General features: G+C 54.2%; 17 protein-coding genes. 14 read left to right on the top strand and 3 right to left on the bottom strand.

Features of this window, described 5'->3' with window-relative positions:
- Positions 1-41 precede the first annotated feature (41 nt).
- The 10 genes from RHM65_RS22235 to RHM65_RS22190 are packed head-to-tail and all read left to right on the top strand — an operon-like array spanning position 42 to position 9,620.
- Positions 42-2,003: a phage tail tape measure protein gene (locus RHM65_RS22235; RefSeq protein WP_322184022.1), complete on the top strand. Its 1,962-nt coding sequence runs from the start codon at positions 42-44 to the stop codon at positions 2,001-2,003.
- Entirely contained in the window at positions 2,000-2,344 is a 345-nt protein-coding gene (locus RHM65_RS22230; protein ID WP_322184020.1) for a DUF2590 family protein, read from the top strand. The genes RHM65_RS22235 and RHM65_RS22230 overlap by 4 nt, the downstream gene beginning before the upstream one ends.
- On the top strand, positions 2,341-3,534 hold the full coding sequence (locus RHM65_RS22225) for a baseplate J/gp47 family protein (RefSeq protein ID WP_322184018.1): 1,194 nt from the start codon (positions 2,341-2,343) through the stop codon (positions 3,532-3,534). The genes RHM65_RS22230 and RHM65_RS22225 overlap by 4 nt, the downstream gene beginning before the upstream one ends.
- Positions 3,527-4,051 carry a phage tail protein gene (locus tag RHM65_RS22220; protein ID WP_322184016.1) on the top strand — a complete coding sequence of 175 codons (525 nt, stop codon included), beginning with the start codon at positions 3,527-3,529 and terminating at the stop codon, positions 4,049-4,051. The genes RHM65_RS22225 and RHM65_RS22220 overlap by 8 nt, the downstream gene beginning before the upstream one ends.
- Positions 4,052-4,082: 31 nt before the next feature.
- The gene (locus RHM65_RS22215; RefSeq protein ID WP_322184014.1) at positions 4,083-5,777 is read left to right on the top strand and encodes a phage tail protein; all 1,695 of its coding nucleotides are present in this window, start codon (positions 4,083-4,085) and stop codon (positions 5,775-5,777) included.
- A gap of 7 nt (positions 5,778-5,784) precedes the next feature.
- A complete protein-coding gene (locus RHM65_RS22210) occupies positions 5,785-6,492 on the top strand; it encodes a hypothetical protein (protein ID WP_322184012.1) in 708 nt (235 codons plus the stop codon).
- Positions 6,489-7,430 (top strand): hypothetical protein, encoded by a 942-nt coding sequence (locus RHM65_RS22205; RefSeq protein WP_322184010.1) that lies wholly within the window; start codon positions 6,489-6,491, stop codon positions 7,428-7,430. The genes RHM65_RS22210 and RHM65_RS22205 overlap by 4 nt, the downstream gene beginning before the upstream one ends.
- The gene (locus tag RHM65_RS22200) at positions 7,427-7,975 is read left to right on the top strand and encodes a DNA-binding protein (protein WP_322184008.1); all 549 of its coding nucleotides are present in this window, start codon (positions 7,427-7,429) and stop codon (positions 7,973-7,975) included. The genes RHM65_RS22205 and RHM65_RS22200 overlap by 4 nt, the downstream gene beginning before the upstream one ends.
- Positions 7,972-8,664 carry a hypothetical protein gene (locus tag RHM65_RS22195; protein WP_322184006.1) on the top strand — a complete coding sequence of 231 codons (693 nt, stop codon included), beginning with the start codon at positions 7,972-7,974 and terminating at the stop codon, positions 8,662-8,664. The genes RHM65_RS22200 and RHM65_RS22195 overlap by 4 nt, the downstream gene beginning before the upstream one ends.
- Complete coding sequence (locus RHM65_RS22190; protein WP_322184003.1) at positions 8,649-9,620, top strand: hypothetical protein; 972 nt, start codon at positions 8,649-8,651, stop codon at positions 9,618-9,620. The genes RHM65_RS22195 and RHM65_RS22190 overlap by 16 nt, the downstream gene beginning before the upstream one ends.
- Positions 9,621-10,571: 951 nt before the next feature.
- On the opposite strand, the gene RHM65_RS22185 is transcribed toward RHM65_RS22190, so the two are convergent.
- Complete coding sequence (locus RHM65_RS22185) at positions 10,572-12,482, bottom strand: hypothetical protein (RefSeq protein WP_322185365.1); 1,911 nt, start codon at positions 12,480-12,482, stop codon at positions 10,572-10,574.
- Between the two features lie 1,484 nt (positions 12,483-13,966).
- Complete coding sequence (locus tag RHM65_RS22180) at positions 13,967-16,630, bottom strand: TrlF family AAA-like ATPase (protein WP_322184001.1); 2,664 nt, start codon at positions 16,628-16,630, stop codon at positions 13,967-13,969.
- A gap of 222 nt (positions 16,631-16,852) precedes the next feature.
- Between RHM65_RS22180 and RHM65_RS22175 the strand changes: the two genes are divergently transcribed.
- Both RHM65_RS22175 and RHM65_RS22170 read left to right on the top strand, forming a co-directional pair.
- Complete coding sequence (locus RHM65_RS22175) at positions 16,853-17,125, top strand: BrnT family toxin (RefSeq protein ID WP_322183999.1); 273 nt, start codon at positions 16,853-16,855, stop codon at positions 17,123-17,125.
- The gene (locus RHM65_RS22170; RefSeq protein ID WP_322168745.1) at positions 17,085-17,366 is read left to right on the top strand and encodes a BrnA antitoxin family protein; all 282 of its coding nucleotides are present in this window, start codon (positions 17,085-17,087) and stop codon (positions 17,364-17,366) included. Before RHM65_RS22175 ends, RHM65_RS22170 begins: the two co-directional genes overlap by 41 nt.
- Positions 17,367-17,528: 162 nt before the next feature.
- Here the strand turns inward: RHM65_RS22170 and RHM65_RS22165 are convergent, their stop codons facing one another.
- Positions 17,529-17,711 (bottom strand): type II toxin-antitoxin system MqsA family antitoxin, encoded by a 183-nt coding sequence (locus RHM65_RS22165; protein ID WP_322183997.1) that lies wholly within the window; start codon positions 17,709-17,711, stop codon positions 17,529-17,531.
- A gap of 688 nt (positions 17,712-18,399) precedes the next feature.
- On the opposite strand from RHM65_RS22165, the gene RHM65_RS22160 reads away from it, so the two are divergent.
- Together RHM65_RS22160 and RHM65_RS22155 are read left to right on the top strand one after the other, a co-directional pair.
- On the top strand, positions 18,400-18,672 hold the full coding sequence (locus RHM65_RS22160) for a BrnT family toxin (protein ID WP_322168742.1): 273 nt from the start codon (positions 18,400-18,402) through the stop codon (positions 18,670-18,672).
- Entirely contained in the window at positions 18,632-18,913 is a 282-nt protein-coding gene (locus RHM65_RS22155) for a BrnA antitoxin family protein (RefSeq protein ID WP_322168745.1), read from the top strand. The genes RHM65_RS22160 and RHM65_RS22155 overlap by 41 nt, the downstream gene beginning before the upstream one ends.
- The last annotated feature ends 223 nt before the right edge of the window (positions 18,914-19,136 follow it).

The raw sequence follows: 19,136 nt of genomic DNA, 5'->3' as shown, positions 1-19,136 counted from the left end.
GCTAGACCCATTCTGCATAGCGTCAATGAGCGATCAGTCTTATGAGCGCTAACACCACCAGCAAACTGGACTTTGTCCTGCGCCTGGTCGACCGGATCAGTCAGCCATTGGGGCGGGTTAACGCCAGCTTCAGCCAGCTGGGCCAGCAGGGTCAGGCTGGCATCAAACAGATGGGCGTGGGGCTTGCCGGCCTGATTGGCACCGCCTATTCGCTCAAGTCCGCCATGGCGCCAGCACTGGCGCAAAATGCGGCGCTGGGCGAGGTGAAAAGCTTGGGCGTGGCCGGCGATGCGCTGGAGTTGCTTAACACCAAATCCCTGCAGTTCAGCGTTGCCTACGGTGAAAACGCCACGGCTTTCGTGCGCTCGGCCTATGACATTCAGAGCGCGATAGCAGGTCTGACCGGCACGCAGCTGGCAACATTTACCGACGCCTCCAACGTGCTGGCCAAGGCCACCAAAGCCGATGCGGCCACCATCACCGACTATGTCGGCACCATGTACGGCATCTTCAAGCAGCAAGCCGACGTCATGGGCAAGGGCGAGTGGGTCGAGAACCTGACCGGACAAACCGCATTGGCAGTGCAGATGTTCAAGACTACCGGTTCGCAGATGAGCGCGGCCTTTACCGGCATCGGCGCCAATGCCACCTCCGCCGGCGTCGGCCTGTCCGAACAGATGGCCATTTTGGGCCAACTGCAGTCGACCATGAGCGGCGGCGAAGCCGGCACCAAGTACAAGTCATTCCTCTCCGGCGTGGGCAGTGCCCAGGTAAAACTGGGCATGAAGTTCACCGACAGCCAGGGCCGGCTGCTGCCCATGCTCAGTATCCTGGACAAGCTCAAGGTGAAGTTTGGCGACACCCTGACGGTGGCCGATTCCGATGTGCTGAAAAAAGCCTTTGGCTCTGATGAGGCCGTGGGCCTGATCAAGCTCTTGATGAACGACACCGCAGGCTTGGCCAACAACATCGACCAGTTGGGTAAGGTCAAGGGCATAGACCAGGCGAAGGGTATGGCGGATGCCATGGTCGACCCGTGGCAGCGCTTTGCCAGCGCCGTCGAGGCGGTGCGTATAGTCTTCGGGCAAAAACTTCTGCCGACGCTCAGCCCGATCATTGAACAGCTCGCCGCTGGCGGACTGTCGGTAATTCGCTGGACCACGCTGTTTCCCAACCTGACCAGGGTGATCGGCCTGACGATCCTCGGGATTGTTGCGCTGACCGCCGGCGTCGCCTTGATGACCTTTGTCTTTGGCGTCTGGCGCACCGCCGCTGTGCCCATTTTGATGCTCTGGAAGCTGCTCGCGAAGGCGTCCTGGAGCAGCACCGTGGCCTACATCGCCAATGCGGCGGCCGCAACTTTATCGTGGATGCGCATGGCGGTGCTGGTCCTGTGGCTGCGCACGGCGACCACCGCCATGGCCCTGTGGCAGGGCGTCATCTGGCTGACCAACGCCGCGTTGATGGCTAACCCGGTGACGTGGATCGTACTGGGGATCATCGCCCTGGTCGCGGTCATCGTGGCGGCCATTTATTACTGGGACGAGTGGACCGGCGCGCTGATGGAGTCGGCGGCGTTCGCCTGGGTCAGTGATCAGCTCGGTGCGCTGTCCAGCTGGTTCGAGTCGATGGGCGGCTGGTCGGGCATGGCCAGAGCAGCGTGGGACGGGATTGTGGCGATCTTTCATAACGCCATCAACAGCCTCATCGCGATGCTTAACAAAATCCCCGGGGTGGACATCAAGGCCAGCTTTGGCGAGCTGCCGGCGGGACCAAACCTGGACAGCCTGGACGCGGCCCGCCGTGCCCAGCAGACCATCAACGCGGCCATTCCCTCGTTATCACCCAACCGTGCCTCGGCCGTGCCGCCCGGTGGCCTGCTGACCAGCATTCAGAACAGCAACACCCAGAACCAGGGCGTGCGCGTAGAAAACCAGACCATCTACAACAACAAGCCCATGACCCCGCACCAGCTAAAGGGCTTGATGGACATGGCCGGATGAACGGACTACGTGACGACAGCCAGTACATCGACCTGTGGATCGTCGACAACGACCTGGTGCTCGACCCCTCAAATCAGCCGCTGATGATCGATGACCGGGCCAGCATCGCCCAGGACATTGCGCACCTGATCCGCGACAGCGGCTTGCTGGTGACTCTGGTCGCCGAGCGCGACCGCCTCCGGCAGCGCGACTGTATTCAACAAATCGAACTCAAGGTGGAGGTCGACGTGCGCCTGGTGCCCGGCACGGCGCGGATGTTTTTACCTGATCCGGCCCAGCCGGGTGTGTACCTGGTCACGGCCACCACCGTGCAATTTGGCCACATCAAGGTGACCCTGTGAGCGATAGTAACGACAGTAAAGACGTGGATTTCAAGGCTGCACTACGTGACGCCGGCATTCCGGTGACCGAGGCAGAATTAAAAAAGGCCTGGGAAAAGGAGGTCACCGCCCAGGGCTGCCGACTCAGCAACACTGGCGCCTATTCGCCGTTCTGGCGGGTGGTCACTGCGCTGGTCACCCAGCCGGTGCTGTGGCTACTGGAGTTTGTGGTCAGTACCGTGCTGCCTAACTTCTTCGTCAAGACCGCGGTGGATGGCTGGCTGGACCTGCTGGCCTGGGCGGTGAACGTGGAGCGTAAAAACAGTACCCGAGCCCAGGGCGAGTTGCTGTTTACCCGGACCTCCGCCGCCGGCGCTTTGGACGTGGCCATCGGCACCCGCGTGCAGTCGGCCGCGATCAACGACCGGGTGTTTGAACTGCGCACCACCGCCGTGGGCAGCTTTGTCGACGGTGAGAGCCAATTGAGCATCCCGGTCGAAGCGCTCGAGGCCGGCAGCGGGTTCAACCTGGCGCCGGGCTATTACGCCATCTTGCCGGTACCGGTACCGGGCATTGCCCAGGTGGTCAACACCGAGGCCTGGCTGATTCAGCCAGGCGATGACCGCGAACCCAACGAGCAACTGCGCCTGCGCACCCGCAACCAGTTCTCGGCGGTCAACCAGTACCACACCGACGCGGTGTACCGGGCGATGATCGCCAGCTTCGCCGGCGTGCGTCCGGACGGCGTGTACTTTGAGCACGGCGCCCCGCGTGGCCCGGGCAGTGCCAATGCCTTTGTGCTGTTTGAAGCCGGTGTGCCGGCGGACGAGTACTTGGCCACGATCAATGCCTACCTGCGCGAAGGTGGCAACCATGGCCACGGCGATGACTTGCTGGTCCTGGTCATGCCCGAGACCGAACACGATGTTGCACTGAACCTCTGGCCATGGGCCAACCTTACGGACGAACAACGGCAAACGCTGCAGGACCAGGTCGAGCAGTTCATCCGCGCCGCCTTTCGCGAGAACACCGCCAGCGGTTATGAGCCCAGCCTGACCTATCCCCAGGCGCGCTTTTCCTTCAGCCGTCTGGGCGAAGAGCTGCACGAGCAATTCCAACAGATTGAATCGCTGCAGTTTGCCAACAGCGACATCCTGTCGGAGCTGAACATTCCACGGATCCAGACCTTGTCGGTGGTGCTCGATGCTTAAGCTCGACTTGCCGTTCTGGCTCAGTGCCGGCGAGCTGGCCAAGCTCAAGGCCGCCGCCCAAGTCTGGTGGGAAACCGTCGAGGGATGGTTGCAGTGGCCGCTGCAACAGCTGGACGCTGAACATTGCCACCTGACCATTTTGCAGTTGCTCGCCTGGCAACGGGACATCAGCCGTTTTCGCGGTGAGCCCGAAAGCCTGTTCCGGATCCGGGTCAAGTTCGCTTTTATTAATTCCATTGACGCAGGGTCCACCGCCGGCTTGATGCGCATCCTCAATCGTCTGGGTGTGGGTTATGTCGAGATCGACGAACGCCTGCCCGAGCGCGACTGGGACGTGGTGCTGCTCAAGCTCAGTGATTCGCAGCTGTCGGAAAACCCCGAGCTGCTGCGGGTGATCGTGCGCCAGTACGGCCGCACCTGCCGGCGCTATGACTTTGTAACCATCACCCCGGTGACCTTGCTAATCGGCGTAGCCGAATTCAACGACGACCAGCAAACGCTGATCGCGACCCTCTAGTTTTTAGTTTTTTTTCAGGAGTACTCGCCTCATGGGCGCTGCCATCACCAAAGCCGGGGAACGCCTGATTGCACAAAAGCAGGCTGACGGTGAAACCCTCAATGTCGTGCGGTTTGTCATCGCTTTGGTACCGGATCTGGACCCGGACGCACCGGTGGACCGCGACGGCCTAAAACCAATCCCCGAGCAGATCATGTACAGCCAGGCGATCACCCAGCGCGGCTTCGTCAACCCCAATCAGGTGATCTACAGCCTGATGTTGGGCAGCGATATCGGCGACTTTGACTGGAACTGGATCGGTCTGGAAACCGAGGAAGATGTGCTGCTGTCGGTGGCCTATGTGCCGCTGCAGCAAAAGCGCAAAAACATCCCGCCGCACCAGATCGGCAACAACGTCACCCGCAACTTCCTGGTGGTGTTCGACGGGGCACAGGCCCTGACTGCGATCACGGTGGACGCCAGCACCTGGCAACACGACTTTACCGTGCGTCTGAATAGCATTGATGAGCGTGAGCGCCTGCACAACCGGGATCTGTATGGCCGGGTCTGCTTTTTTGCCGATGGTTTCAGGTTGGAAAAAACAGACGGCGAGGAAGACGAACCCTCTGTTTTCCACTTGTTGCCCGGGGTGGGCTATGTCGAGGGCATCCGCTTGGCCAGCTCTCTGGCCGAGCCGGTCGAGCCGCCGCCGTCGAGTGTCGGTTATGCCTGGCTGGACGTAACCCTCGGCCGTGAGCTCAACGACCGCGTGGCGCGCTGGACCCTGATCTACAGCCAGGACAAGTTCGACGACTACGTCGACGCCGACGGCATCGCTCATTTTTGCGTGGAGATTGCCATGGTCCAGGGCGACATCGCACCCCAGGACACCCGCACCTATGAGCCGTTTGAATCGGCGGTCATCCGTCATTACGCAGCGCGTAAGGGCGATTACCCCGAACTTCGGGCACGCGGCACTACCAAGGATGACGTGGGGCTGGACCAGATCCCCAATGCCATCAGCGATGACCCTGAGACCAACAGCAGCGAGATCGTCGCCAGCACCGCCGCGCTCAATCGCCTTAACCAGCAGATCAGTGATTCACTAGTGGGCATGGTTGCAGCGTTCGATACGGTGAGCGCACCCACTGGCTGGCTCAAGCGCAATGGTGCGGATGTGTCGCGCACCGCCTATGCCAAGCTTTTTGAGGTGATTGGCACTCGTTACGGAGCTGGCGATGGCGACACCACCTTTAACGTGGGTGACAGCCGTGGCCGGTTTATCCGGGGTCTGGATGACGGTCGGGGTCTGGACCCGGATCGGGCGCTGGGCAGCGAACAGGAAGGCCAGAACCTGGTGCACGATCACGGGGCCGTCTCGAGCGAGGCGGGCTGGCACGGCCACGGCGGTTCGGTGGGTGGCGGAGGCAGTCACGGGCACGAAGTCTCGGGCGCGACGCACAACGCCGGGAACCATGTGCACAACCTGCAAACTTATGGCCCTTGGGCCGGAGCCCAAGGCGCCTCTTCGTTCAACGGTCAAGGCGTAGGTCCCGTGACTGTCACCGAGGCCGCCGGTGAGCATGCACACACCCTTGTAGGCACGGCTCACGCAATAGGTGATCACGGCCACGGGTTAGACATTCAGCCCGAGGGCAACCACGCCCATGGCATCACGGTGCACGCCTCGGGCGGCAGCGAAAACCGTCCGGGCAACGTCGCCTTTCTGATCTGCGTCAAATACTGAGGTGCACATGACTACGCTTATTGTTTATCAAACCAATCACCTGGGTGTGTACGTCGGCCCGATCGAGGCCGAGCCGTCGCCGCTGGAGCCGGAAGTGTTTTTGATTCCAGGTGGCTGCGTGACGACCCCTCCACCCGAGGCGCCTGAATTCAAAGCCGCCTGTTGGAGCGGCAAGGCCTGGCAGTTGCTGGACTATTTTAACGGACTGATCGTCTACAACACGGCCTCCCGTGAGGCCTTGACCCTATCCGGCCCGGGCGCGATTCCCCACGGCTACACGGTCAAGACGCCGGGGCCCGGCCAGGTGTGGAAGTATGGCAAATGGGTCGATGACCTTGACACGCTGCTGGCCAAACTGTACGGGGAAAAACGGGCGGCCATTAACAGCGGCTGCGCCACCCACATCGGGTCGGGGTTCTATTCCGATGCGCTGGGTCCGGCGTTTGGCTACGACAGTGCGCTGGAAGACCAGGTCAACCTGACCGGCGCCATCCTAAGCGGCCTGAGCGCATTGTGCGCCTGTCACGACCCGGCCGGCGACACGGCGTTTATCGAGCACAGCGCCGAGCAACTGCACCGCGTGGGCCAGCACCAGGTGACCTTCAAGCAAACCACCCTGCAGCAGGCTGAGCGCCTGAAAACCCGGCTGGCCCAGGCACTGGCCGACAGAGACCTGGTCGCGATGAAAGCCATTGCCTGGAGCCCGCCGGCATGACCGCGCCCTTGGCCAACAGTTGGGCTCCGGTCACCCTGCGCTGGCCCGAACAGGCCACCCAATGGCTGGGTGGGCTAGAGATGGCCAAGACGCTGGCCGGTTCGGAATTGGTCGGCACCGCGCTGCGCCTGGCTGATCTGGATGGGTTGGCCACCACCACCCCGGGGCCGGTCGCCGGTGCTGCCAAAGCAGCGGTTGAGTTGGGTCGTGCCGCCTTGGCTGGCCAGCTAGGCCAGGCCCCGGCCTGTCTTGCGGTGACGCCGTTCCAGCCCGGTGTCGGTCAAGGGCAGGGCTACCAACGATTCCTGTCGGCCCCCAACCTGGTGCAGTTGCTGGCCGACAAGCTGCTGGACGGTTCCGGGACTCAACTATTGGCCGGTGAACAGCACGCCCTGGTCATCTTATTTTTGTCCACAGGGGTCGAGCAGTTAGCCGCGACTCTGGCGCGGTTCAATGCGGTGCTACCGGTACCAGACCTAGTGCGGACCGAAAAGCGTGCCCGGCACCTGTCGCGCCTGGAGATTGAAAAATGGGAACTGCCCAGCGCGGGCCCGTTACCCCGATGGGATGCCTTGCCCCTAGAGCGCTGCACGCTGACCAAGACGATCAAACAAACATTGTCCGGGCAACTGGCGGTATTGGAAGGCTACACCGCTGACAGCTCACCGCTGGGGGATCTTTCCGCCCTGGCCCAACGCAAGGCGGCGCAAAGCGCGGCCCGCGATCAGCAGCTGGACGCGCTCAAGCAGCAATTGGCCAACCCCAGTCCGGACGGTTCCATGCTCGTGCGTCAGCTGGGTCCGGGTAACCCCACCGAGCTGCGCCGCGATTTGCTGGCTGCCGCCGCCCCGGGCCACGAATGGGTGCTGTGCGCGGGGTTGATGTTGGTCGGTCCGCTGGAAGGCCTGAGCCTGGTCCAAGAACTGGTGGGTCTATGACGTTGCTGCTCGATGGGCAGAAGGTCAACGGCAAATCGCTCAAAGTGGTGGCCAACCTGCGCATCGAAAGCGGTGACTTGTCAGGCCAGACCAGCAACACCGACAGCGCACACCAAGGGTTCAAGCCCAAGACCTTGTCGGTCTCGTTGTTGATTCCCTACCGCGACAGCCTGCACCTGGGCGAACTGTTGCGCCTGGTGGAAGCGACCGAAGCCGGTGGCCAGCTCAAGACGTACCGCCTGGTCAACGACACGGCGCAGGCTTTTGGCATGCGCCAGGTGCAATTCAGCGACACGTTGAGCACCCGCGAAGACGAGACCATGGCCGCGTGGCGAGTGAATTTTACCCTGACTGAAAAACTCTCCAACCCGGAGCGGGTGGAAATGCGCCGCCCCAACAACCCCGTGCAGCAGCAGGGTGGCCCAGGAACGGTAATTGTCGATTCCTCGGTGGCCGGTGAACACGCCGCCTCCGGTGACCCGCCATTGAGCGGCTTTGAAGGGATCCTGAAACGCATGGATGACTACCTGGGGCCCCCGACATGAAATTACACAAGGTCTTGACCGTTGACGGCACCCCCTATGACTTGGTCAGCGACGAGGTGCGCCTAGACTTGCGCAGCCCCGGGCGAGCCAGCTTTGTGGTCAAGGCCGACGCCACGCTCAAAGGGCTGGTGACGCTGGACCTGGGCTACAACGACAAACCCCTGCAGCGTCATTTTGTCGGCTACGTGGAGCGCTGCACGGCACCCAACAACCGCGAGCGGGTGCTGTTGTGCCGCGAAGTATCCGCGATCCTCACCCATCCGCTGCCCATGGGACTGCGCCATGTGAACCTCAGCGAAGTATTGATCGAAGTGTCGAAAAAGACCGGGCTGACCTTTCGGGTGCCGGAACAAAAAACCTACGCAACTACCAAGACACCGTATTTTTATTCGCTGGCCGCTGGGATCCAGACCATGGACAGCCTGGCGCAGGTGTTTGGTATTCCGGATTTTGTCTGGCAGCAGCAGGGCGATGGCCAGGTGTTCGTGGGCAGCTGGACCGACAGCTTCTGGGGCAGCAAATCGCCCCTGCAGTTACCGCCCGAGCTGCTGGACAACTACCAGAATCACAGCGCCACGGTCGCCGCCCTTCCGGGTTTGCGGCCGGGTGCCACCCTTAACCAAGGCGAACGGGTCACGTCCGTGATCCTCGCCGGCACGGAGATGTCGCTGACATGGAACAGACCGTAACCCGCATCATTGAACGCCGCTTTCCGGAACTGACCGGAAACTACCACCTGCCGCGCTTTGCCACCGTGATTGGGGTGGCCGATCCGCCAGCGGACAGCGGCCTGTGTGATGACTTTCGGCCACGCTATGCGGTGGACTTGCAGGTGCTGGGACCGGACGATAAGCCGGATCAAAGTTTGCCGCCGCTGCTGGGCGTAGCGTTGCCGGTGCCAGCGGGCGGTGAAGAAGCGGGCTTTTTTGGGTTTCCGCACGAAGGCACCACGGTGGTGGTGAGCTTTGCCTACGGGCTACCCAGCAAGCCGTTCATAGTGCAGATCCTGCCACATGGGTTGAGCCTGCCCAAAGTGCCTAGGGGCGATCAGTTATGGCAGCACTGCGAAGCTGTCCAGCAGCGCGCCGACGCCGAAGGCAACTGGACCCGGCAAACCGATGCCAAAATCACCGACCGAGCCAGCGAGCGCGAGGTGCATGCCCTAGGCAACAACGAGCGCTACCAAAGCAGCCAAATCACCACGGACGATCACAGCATCGAATCAGTGGGGGGCAGTAAGACCGTTGAAGCGCTGGGCGCATTAAAGCTGTTGTCGGGGGGCTCGGCCAGTCTGGGCGCGGTGGACGACTTGCATCTGGCCACGGGGCGTGACCTGAATCTGGTGGTGGGGCAGACGCACAATGCCGCAATTGGTGGCGACATGCAGGAGCGAATTCAGGGGTTGCGGAATAGTATGACCGCAGTCAGCCAGCGACTAATTGCGCCAAAAACGTGGATAGGGTCGGAGGATATCAATGTGCTGCAGCTTTTGGGCGACTTGATGGAGTTGATCGGACAGATGAATACGCAACTGGCTGCGCACACACATGCGATTACCCCACCACCAGATACTGCAGCACAGTTTATGGCGAATTCAGAAGCGGCCATTCGCTTAGTTACAACGCTGCAAAAAATTTCTTCTTAGCCCGAGAGAAGCTGTCAAAGCTGCGCAATTAGTATTTTGTAGGCGTGCAACTCGCTCATGTTTAGGCGTTGTTGGGGGCATGGAGGCTGTTCAGTTTTTGCGAAATCTTTGTATCCTTGAAAGAGTCGGGTATCGCATGGGCTGAAATCTCCACATCCTTAATATAAAAGCAGCCCGTCAGCGAGACTGAAAACTGCGTGATAGTCACTCGTTAGGGTAAAGTCCGGATTAAAATAAAGGGCGTGATCGGCTGAGGGTTAATGAAAACTGCACTATCAATCCAATTGTCTCCGTCTGACTTTGCCTCGCTGAACCAACAAGTCGACAGGCCGTTATAAATTAGTTGCGCCATAGTTTCGGGGCTTACCCGCTGAGACAGTTGGCCAAGTCGCGCCATGGGTGTTGGGCGAATCTACTTGTTCGTGAGCAAATAGGTAGATGCTGAAATGGTACCAAGCTTTCGCTTACCGGTTGCGCAACGCTGCAAGTCAGACACGCAACCGACCGTCGATTCGCAACCACCAGCCGTCCACCCAATCCTGCATAGCTTTATTGGATCGAGACTTTACTTCGTCCTGACCGCTCATGCCTTAACCCTCGCCTTTTTTTGTTTGTGACGTAACCCATCAGCTCGGAAAGCGGATGCTCAATGTCTTTGCCATTTTAGGCTCAGGCGCCGCCTTACGGAATACCTAGATTACGCCATTGGTTCCGGAGGTAAAGCCAAAAGGCTTCCAGCCCTCGCCCAACGCGGCGTTCGCGTGGTTCTTCGAATAGGGTTGCAACATTTCAACCGCTTTCGATTTGCTAAGCGCTATTTGCGTACAGCTCAATTCGTCGTTGGTTGCCGATGCGGAATTTGCGAGTTTGTTCCTTATTCACTTCAGTCCCGACCAATTTCGACTGCCCGAAGGTCATTTTTGGATCACTCCGGTTTGATACGTTAAACCGTCACTTCCTGATGGTTTCTTCGTGAGCCACGTCGAACGGTAGCCCTACGTTGGTCAGACGCCTCTCGTATAGCTTGCTCAACCTCCAGTTGATATAGCGGGGTTTGATATTGACTGGTTTAATATCCCAATGTGTACCGGCTACCCTAAGCCCTCCGCTAATTGCTGCCAAACAAATAATCAACCATCCTAATGAAGTATCATCCTTTAAATTTAAACATCCGAAAATGGCAACTAGCGCTTGGCCCGTCCAAATACTTAGAGAGAGAATACTTCCTTCCAAGGATGCTCTAGATTTACTACTCCAATAGATGGTTTGCCTCACCAGGTCGAGATTTCCAGTAAGCATCTCGAGCTTACTGTTCGCTTGCTCAAGTTTTTCGTTAACTATGTTCTTCTGAACTAGCTCTTCTTTACGAATCTCATCCGAGATTCGTGCAAGGGTTGCAGTGATACCTTCGTCTGTCAGTGCTGCCTCAACTCCGAGTGTAAGTCTAGTGAGCTCGGTTTGCACGCTATAGCTACTTCGGATAAGTTGGTGCTCTCTTGGTGTTATTTTTCCACTGCTCTCTAATTTTTCTGCTTCTATCAGAACCTTGTCCCAAAAATCTTTAGTCGGGCGCGCAGCCGCGTAAGCAAACGCCAATATTTCTTTTTTGGGTAAGGCAGGGGCGCCTTGCGGAGCTTTAAGCCATGCCGTATTGGCCAGGCTGAAGTCAGTTATAACGGTCGAAACTTCACGGGAAGTTTGAAAGCTTTTTCCATATTCATACGCTGCTTTAGACAATGAACTATTACTTGTCACTAAAACTGCTTTAGCTTTCTCTACCGATACAGGCGACGTATCCCGTCTAAGTACATATATACTCCGGACTGACCTTATGTCGTAATCTTTGGCTCGAGGATTATTATATTCTATCTCTTCACACAAGACCGCCGAAAAAGCTTCTTCTGATATTTCAAATTTATGATTTTCTTTACCGTACGAGGGAGTCGACACAACCTTTATATCTTGGAGTTCCAGCAATTCAGCTGCCCTGCTGGCGATCATGATTAAATCTGATTTTTGCTTGCCTGATTTCTTAGCTTCCCCGACGATAGTTCCTCGACCTTTATAGGAATCAATGAAGTCTGCTGATATCTTTATAGCCGTAGTTAGCTCGTCGTAGGTATGGGAGAAGTAGCGAACTTGTCCTTCCAGTCTTTGCACTAAGGCGACAATCTCTTTGATTGCTTGCTCCTCTCGTTCCCCGTCTAACCCGAGTAGCCTAATCAATAGAGGTGTGTCGAAATAGAATACGACGCCCGCGTATGAATCAGTCACTGAATCCAAATCAGGACACAGTAGCGCATTCGCCAGCATGTGCCCATGCATTAACATCATAAAAGAATCTAGTAAGTTTGGTTGTGCCTGAAGGGCTGTTACGAAGTGGCCAACTAATGAAATTTGCCAGTCGGCACCTGATCTGATTTCCGGTAGTGTTGTGCCTCGAAGATAGGATTTCAAACATGGTATAGAAAATTGAGACAGAAAATATACTAAGCTTTCAGTGGCTGACTCTTCAGACAATATGCGGTTGGAGTTGCTATGGGCAAATCCGATAAGCTCATTTACTATTAGTGTAATATGTCGGCTAGCATTCGCCCTGGCAGCCGATAAATCGCTAGGGGGCAGTTCACTGCTAACAACAAATACGCCAGATTCTTTTACAAGCAAACGCTCTTTGGCGAGTCTCTGCAGAATTATTTGGACAGTCCGGGAAGGAATCTTTAGGCCGCATCTAGCTAGCAACTTTTCTGCGACACTTGCATCAGTTATCAGCTCTGGAGGATCGTTAACCAAGACGTCTAGAATATAGGGTCTGAGATACTCTAAATAATCGCCGCCGGTGTTGATGCTCACGTTTAGCATCGCCAGACTGCAGAGTGCTACTGCGTTACTCATTTCGTCATCCCTGCTAGCAGTAGTTCGGGAACGTTCTTTTATAATTAATTGCACTAAAACTACCTTGTAAGCCAGACTTAGATTAGGGACTCGTGGACCCGCCAAACGCGCTCAAGTAATCATCTACACAAAAGATAGCGCTTTGACATCGCTCTGTCGAGTGCGTGATTGTCCCCTTAATCATGGACTCTGGCTGTAGATGCGCAGCCTACGTCCTGAAGCGTGCATCAGCCAGATAAGATCCGAGAGGAAAATGCACGAACGTCTGCGCGAATTCAAATGCAAATATTTGCGAAGAGAAAAAATTGGGCTAGAAATGCACTGTCCCCCTCCCGCCGACGGGCCTTGTACAATTTTTTTGTGCAAACATTTGAGTTATGCAAACCCTCCGCTCGGCCAAGCCCGCTGCGGGCCTTGCGGGTCTGGGCCGTTTTGCATTCTTTGAAAGGTTCTGCAAAGAAATGCAATGCGGTTGCACTACGCGAGCTCGGTGGCGAAGGCAAGCCGGAGGCGTAAGTCCCGCTTTCATTGGGCGAAAACAACTAAAACACGAGTTTCAGTGTCTTTTTCAAAATTGCACACGATCTATTCAGCGCAGATTAATATTTGCCTAGAGGGCATTGAAAGCGCCAAAGGCCGGGCACGGCGTGGGTTCGCGGTGTATTGGCGCTTTTCACTCTGAACTGGTTTCACAACGTGTGATGAACATTCGGAAGCAGATCGAGAACACCTATTTGAAGCGATGTTTTCAGGTGGCCTTCGAAAGTGGCTATTTTTCGCCACCCCCCACGGAAACGATAGATAAATTCCCTGGAGGCCACGTTATCCGGGGCTTTTGTACGTGGCGATTATGTGGACAGGTGGACTATTTTCCAAGGTATTAAAATAAAAAAACTATATAAATCATCAGTTTAACTATATTTGAAAATAGCTCTCCTGATAGCCCCATAAATAGTCTGGGAGGCGGAAAAAAGAGAGTGGTCGAACGCTCTGGAAACCCTGGTTTATAAGGCCTGTAGAGTAGAGAAGAAAATAAATACCTTTAATACTCACTTTAAACCGCAACCTGAAAAATCATCTCGGGCTGGCGGTGCTCTGTCTGACGGGCGAGGCTCTCAAGGTTGGACCCTGCAGCTTGCTGGCGGTAAGCATGGGGGAGGGTGGACTCTTGAAAACTGTCACTGAAACTGTCACCAGACGCGATAGGAAGTCCGTCGACTGCGCCGAAGGCCTTGAATTTATTGGAGCGGGTGAAGGAAGGGAATCGAACCCTAGGCATCAGCTTGGAAAGCGGCGTTTTCAGAACAAATACGGAAGAGAGCTCATTCGTTAGATCAGAATCGGATCATGGGGGCAATTGCTACAATCAAAGATCGACCGTAAACGAAAAGCCCCCGCGACTAGGATCACCAAAAAACAAACTTACCCTTTCCTCCAGACTCTAGAGTTGTTTAGATTCCGTATTTTTTTTCTCTGCGTTCAAACGCTGTATGTCCACCCTCCAATATAGAGCAAACCTTGGCTTTCACGCCTTTACCGCTCCTGACATCTCCGTCCTCTAAAGCGCCCGAGCTATATGTAATGATCTCCCCATCGTTGTCGGCTACAATCACCTGCTCGGCATCCGAATTTACAACTAGGTTTGCGTTATGTGTGACAATAATTACTTGTCGATATTTTTTTATGGTATTAAAAAGAGGTACGAGTTGTGTAACTATGAATTCGTTATCTAAATCATCTTCGGGTTGATCAAAGATAAACGGACTGCCAAAAGGATCTGTGGCCAGCTTCAGACATACGTAAAATGTACCGCGCTGGCCTACAGACAGTTTATTGACGGGTTTTGCCTTATATGTGAATTCTGCGTTGACGTATAAAAATAGCTTCATGCTCTCAGGGGAGAATAAAAAGTTTATGAGTTCGTATCTTCCCCCCTGATTGAAATACTCATCTTTCCAAAAAAACTCTTCAATTGATATAAGGGTTTCATCAATGTTGATGATTTTTTGTCCGGCCAGCAACCTGAAAAAATCGTCTTTATTTCGTACGCAAAAAGTCGACTCCAATTTCTCTGTTGTTGTTTTTTCAGCGGAACCTCTAAATTTCCCTCTATTTATACAGCGTTCCAATCCGGTATAAAATTTAACAATATCAAATATTGTGGTTCCAATTATATTGATGTCTTTCAATATGTGCTGTACCAAACCATTTTGTTCATCATTCCATTCGGGGTTTGGCTGCTGGAGTTGACCAAATGCTTTATCCACATCTAGTCGCATGTTTTCAATATAAGAATTATATTCCCCTCCCAACTCGCCTCGTCGGGTTACATACTTGTGGTATTCTTTCGTTTTCGTGTCTATTTCAGTAAGCTTATCTTTGGCGATATTAATTGCATATTGATATTCGGTAATTTTATGGAGTAGAGATGATATGTCTTGATTTATGCCTTGCTTGGCGAACTCAGCACGAATTTGTTCATTATCTCTGCTAAGTTCTAATATTTTAGCGTCGGCAGAGCTGTTGTTTAGATTTATGCCTAATACGATTTGATCCGTTATGATATACGGTACTTTTGTAAGTGTGTCCCGATAGCCATTGTATTCAACAAGTCGTTCATTGAGTTTACCTATTGTTCTGGTCATCTCTGATAATATTTCAGATGATCGTCCGGTAAACGCTTTCTTTTCATTTATTATGCTTGAATTTGCTTGGTAGCGTTCTATCAGTGCTTGGTTTTGCGGGTTTGTGAGGGTGCTTATCAGCTGTGTATTCTTCTCTATTATCGCGTTCTGGTAACCCGGCTTATTCACTGGAGAGCCGTTTGCATCTTTGGCGTTCCAGTACTCAACGAAGGCCCTATAGCTTCCCAATATTTGTATCAACTCTTGTGAGATCACTGGATCAAACGATATCGAGCGTATACCCAGCATTCGCTTAATTTCGTTACTAAGTGAAATAGGGTCTTTACTATAGCTGTGTATGTTACCTTGGGAAACATGTAGGTAGGTATACGCATCTTCGGTTAAGTTGTCGAACTCGATGTCTGCTCCGTCTACGCCTCCCTGGTTGAGGGTAATTGATAGATTTTCAACGTTAACCCCTCTGACCCTGTCCGTGCCTTGGCAATTACCTAACCTTGAAAATACTGCGTCTAACAATAAGCTTTTACCTGTGCCACGGCCTCCAATAATCGCGACCATGTTAGGGTTTAACAGTAATTCCTGATCTGAAAATCTTATATCTCCCTCGTCAAAAATTTTACCGTGGACTGATATTTTTCTAAAGTAAGGTTTGATAAATGATCTTTCTATGAAATCATCAGTTTGCTGAACTCTGTCCGATGGTTCAAAAATAGACTGCCGAAGTCCCTGGAAATTTGGCTTAGCCTTTACCCATGTATATTTTTCTCCTATCTGGCCAATTGCGTGAGCGTCCGAACAATTGAAGACCGGCTTTGCTATTGCATTTTCAAACCGATCAGTCAGAAGAAAAAAACTACGGTCTCGCGGTCTGCCGAAGATGATATGACTGAATTTATCAATTTCCAATGCTACTGCTACTGATCGCCCTTCTTTTCTATCAGGTTGGAATCCGCCATAGCCATTTGGGCACATCGCGATCATGTAGTCTTTTCCGACAACTAGGTTGGCGTCAAGATGTTTTATCAAGGCCTTAGGATCTATTACTATTTCACCAGCATCTACACCGCATGTTTTAAATGATTCTTCGGAGCACCATATGCTTTTCCCGTCCACTGTAGTGTTGGTCACTGAAAATTTTGATAACAGTTCGTTGACCGCTTTTGTCGTTATAGTTTCTGAAAAAATAACATGGATGTTGATCCATTCTCCATCTTTATTTGGTTGATTGATTCTAAACTCAACGTTCCCAAGAGCGACAGTTTTGGCGTCAATTTCTTTGAGTGCAGCTCTAACATGCTCTAGTTCGTCTTCCTTGAAATAGAAGTAGTTAGTAACTCCTATCAGTGATAGATCAGCACTTTTAATAGCCCGCGCGTATTCTTGCAGGCTTGATGGTCCGAAATTGTTACTCAGGTTAGTAAGCGGGGAGTGGAGGTGAAGATCCCATTTGTTCCACACGGAGCCAATCATAAAATTCCCTTTGACTGAAGTTACGCGCTATACGCACAAATCAGACTATAGGCTTGTGCTGGCGATTTGCCCATGACTGCGATGGTGCAAACGCTAATGCAGTGCCAAGAAACACCAACAAACGCAGGACGATCAGTGAATGGCCGATCAGCCTAGGTTGGCCATCTTATTGTCATGACAAAATAGATTGCACCCATGAATTTGTGTGCATACAATTAATGTATGCAAATTACCTTCGATGCTGCCAAGCGTGACAAAACTTTGATGGAGCGCGGCGTTGATTTTGCTGACGCTGGGGCCGTTTTTGCCGGGCATCACTTCACTGGCGAAGACACACGGCAGGACTATGGAGAGGCACGCTTTATCACCGTGGGTCTGTTGATCGGTCGCATGGTTGTAATTGTCTGGACACCTCGCGGCGAGGCTCGTCGCATCATCTCTATGAGGAAAGCCAATGAACGCGAACAAGCGCAATACCGAAGCCGCCTGGGTTGATCCAGACGATGCACCCGAACTCACAGATGCTTTCTTTAAGCAGGCTGACGAGTTCAAGGGCGCACGACTAATCCGGCGCGGTAGACCAAAAGCTGACGTGGTTCGCGAGCGAATAACGATCCGGCTTGAACCCGATGTATTGGCGCAATTCAAAGCATCTGGCCCTGGCTGGCAAACCCGGATGAATGCCGCGTTAGCTGATTGGCTGAAGACGCATACGCCAGATGAGTTGAAGGCATAGTCGCCGACCGACTTGAAGCGAGTCTGGTGCGCGTGGAAGGTCGAGCCAGTGGCGCTGGGGCGGTGAGGGGTCAAGCCAAGCCGGCAGCTTGCAGGTGGCGGAGCTTGGCTCAAACGATACCTGAGATAAAAACGGGGTTAACAATGGCTGCATTTACTGGTTTCAAAAGTGGCGCATTTCACGCATAACCCGATCCGATTCAGTTGCGTCCAGTATGGATTCCGCACAAGCCGGGCAAAAGTCGCCAGTCACCGCAGCAATAACAGTACTTTCACCCTTGTGTGTATAGGGTAGGTCGCGAGTGTCGTGGATCAGTTCCGCCGCACCACAAACAGGGCATTTCATATTCATAACTCCTTGGTTGTGATTGGTACGAAACTGGTACGAGAGAAACCTAAAACACTCACAGGCCTTTGTTCCCGCACTGCGCATTCTTAGCGGGTCCAATCCATCATCGGCGCAACGCTGAAGCGGCGGGAGAGGCTAGGTGTTGTGTGCTGGTAACTGGACGCAATATCTAGAGGCATTTTAAATGGTCGGTTTATAGCGGTTAGGGTGTTTTAAGCCGGGTTTTGAATACGCAAAGGAAGAACAAAATGGCGGCAACAAGTACCCGGCGCAGATCAGTCTCCGGCGCAACGGTGTCATAGTTTATCAGGAAGCCGAGACTTTGATCGTAAGCAGACGGCGCAGGCCTGGCTAAAGCGGCGGGAGTGACCAATATTTGCGCCCGGTTGCAGGCCGTGAGCGTTGTTGCAGATAATGGGCATGATGAGCCAGTAGTGGTCGTGTGCTCAAAAACGATTAATCGCATAAGCTTTCACTCACATATGTGCCTCAATAACCGTCGCGGACCATCTCCAAGTCCGCAGCGGTGAGCCCAATCGCTCCCGTTTCGCATAACGATCATCAATGCGGCGAGCCGGCACCCAACGCCACACCAACGAACACGGGACGATCAGTGGATGGCCGTCTTATTATCGTCATGACAAAATACATTGCGTCCACGAATTTGTGTGCATACAATTAATGCATGCAAATTACCTTCGATGCTGCCAAGCGTGACAAAACTTTGATGGAGCGCGGCGTTGATTTTGCTGACGCTGGGGCCGTTTTTGCCGGGCATCACTTCACTGGCGAAGACACACGAGAGGACTATGGAGAGGCCCGCTTTATCACCGTGGGTCTGTTGATTGGCCGCATGGTTGTAATTGTCTGGACACCTCGCGGCGGGGCTCGTCGCATCATTTCTATGAGGAAAGCCAATGAACGCGAACAAGCGCAATACCGAAGCCGCCTGGGTTGACCCAGACGATGCACCCGAACTCACAGATGCTTTTTTTAAGCAGGCTGACGAGTTCAAGGGTGCACGACTAATCCGGCGCGGTAGACCCAAGGCGGACGTGGTTCGCGAGCGAATAACGATTCGGCTTGAACCCGATGTATTGGCGCAATTCAAGGCATCTGGACCTGGCTGGCAAACCCGGATGAATGCCGCCTTAGCTGATTGGCTCAAGACGCATACGCCAGATGAGTTGAAGGCATAGTCGCCGACCGACTTGAAGCGAGTCAGGTGCGCGTGGAAGGTCGAGCCAGTGGCGCTGGGGTGTTGATTGGTACGAACTTTTACGAGAGAAGCCTAAAACGCCCACAGGCCTTTGTTCCCGCACTGCGCATTCTTAGCGGGTCCGATCCATCATAGGCGCAACGCTGAAGCGTCTTGATAATGTAGAGCTTGTGTTTACTGGGTATGGAGCTGATTTCGGTAAC

Source organism: Pseudomonas sp. CCI4.2 (genome assembly GCF_034350045.1).
In the GTDB taxonomy this organism is placed as follows: Bacteria; Pseudomonadota; Gammaproteobacteria; order Pseudomonadales; family Pseudomonadaceae; genus Aquipseudomonas.
This window is presented reverse-complemented; position numbering and strand designations above follow the sequence as displayed.

Excerpts from the sequence above, each read along its gene's own strand:
- RHM65_RS22235 (WP_322184022.1), top strand. The coding sequence starts at position 42 with ATGAGCGCTAACACCACCAGCAAACTGGACTTTGTCCTGCGCCTGGTC.
- RHM65_RS22230 (WP_322184020.1), top strand. The coding sequence starts at position 2,000 with ATGAACGGACTACGTGACGACAGCCAGTACATCGACCTGTGGATCGTC.
- RHM65_RS22220 (WP_322184016.1), top strand. The coding sequence starts at position 3,527 with ATGCTTAAGCTCGACTTGCCGTTCTGGCTCAGTGCCGGCGAGCTGGCC.
- RHM65_RS22215 (WP_322184014.1), top strand. The coding sequence starts at position 4,083 with ATGGGCGCTGCCATCACCAAAGCCGGGGAACGCCTGATTGCACAAAAG.
- RHM65_RS22210 (WP_322184012.1), top strand. The coding sequence starts at position 5,785 with ATGACTACGCTTATTGTTTATCAAACCAATCACCTGGGTGTGTACGTC.
- RHM65_RS22205 (WP_322184010.1), top strand. The coding sequence starts at position 6,489 with ATGACCGCGCCCTTGGCCAACAGTTGGGCTCCGGTCACCCTGCGCTGG.
- RHM65_RS22200 (WP_322184008.1), top strand. The coding sequence starts at position 7,427 with ATGACGTTGCTGCTCGATGGGCAGAAGGTCAACGGCAAATCGCTCAAA.
- RHM65_RS22195 (WP_322184006.1), top strand. The coding sequence starts at position 7,972 with ATGAAATTACACAAGGTCTTGACCGTTGACGGCACCCCCTATGACTTG.
- RHM65_RS22190 (WP_322184003.1), top strand. The coding sequence starts at position 8,649 with ATGGAACAGACCGTAACCCGCATCATTGAACGCCGCTTTCCGGAACTG.
- RHM65_RS22185 (WP_322185365.1), bottom strand. The coding sequence starts at position 12,482 with ATGCTAAACGTGAGCATCAACACCGGCGGCGATTATTTAGAGTATCTC.
- RHM65_RS22180 (WP_322184001.1), bottom strand. The coding sequence starts at position 16,630 with ATGATTGGCTCCGTGTGGAACAAATGGGATCTTCACCTCCACTCCCCG.
- RHM65_RS22175 (WP_322183999.1), top strand. The coding sequence starts at position 16,853 with ATGCAAATTACCTTCGATGCTGCCAAGCGTGACAAAACTTTGATGGAG.
- RHM65_RS22170 (WP_322168745.1), top strand. The coding sequence starts at position 17,085 with ATGAACGCGAACAAGCGCAATACCGAAGCCGCCTGGGTTGATCCAGAC.
- RHM65_RS22165 (WP_322183997.1), bottom strand. The coding sequence starts at position 17,711 with ATGAAATGCCCTGTTTGTGGTGCGGCGGAACTGATCCACGACACTCGC.
- RHM65_RS22160 (WP_322168742.1), top strand. The coding sequence starts at position 18,400 with ATGCAAATTACCTTCGATGCTGCCAAGCGTGACAAAACTTTGATGGAG.
- RHM65_RS22155 (WP_322168745.1), top strand. The coding sequence starts at position 18,632 with ATGAACGCGAACAAGCGCAATACCGAAGCCGCCTGGGTTGACCCAGAC.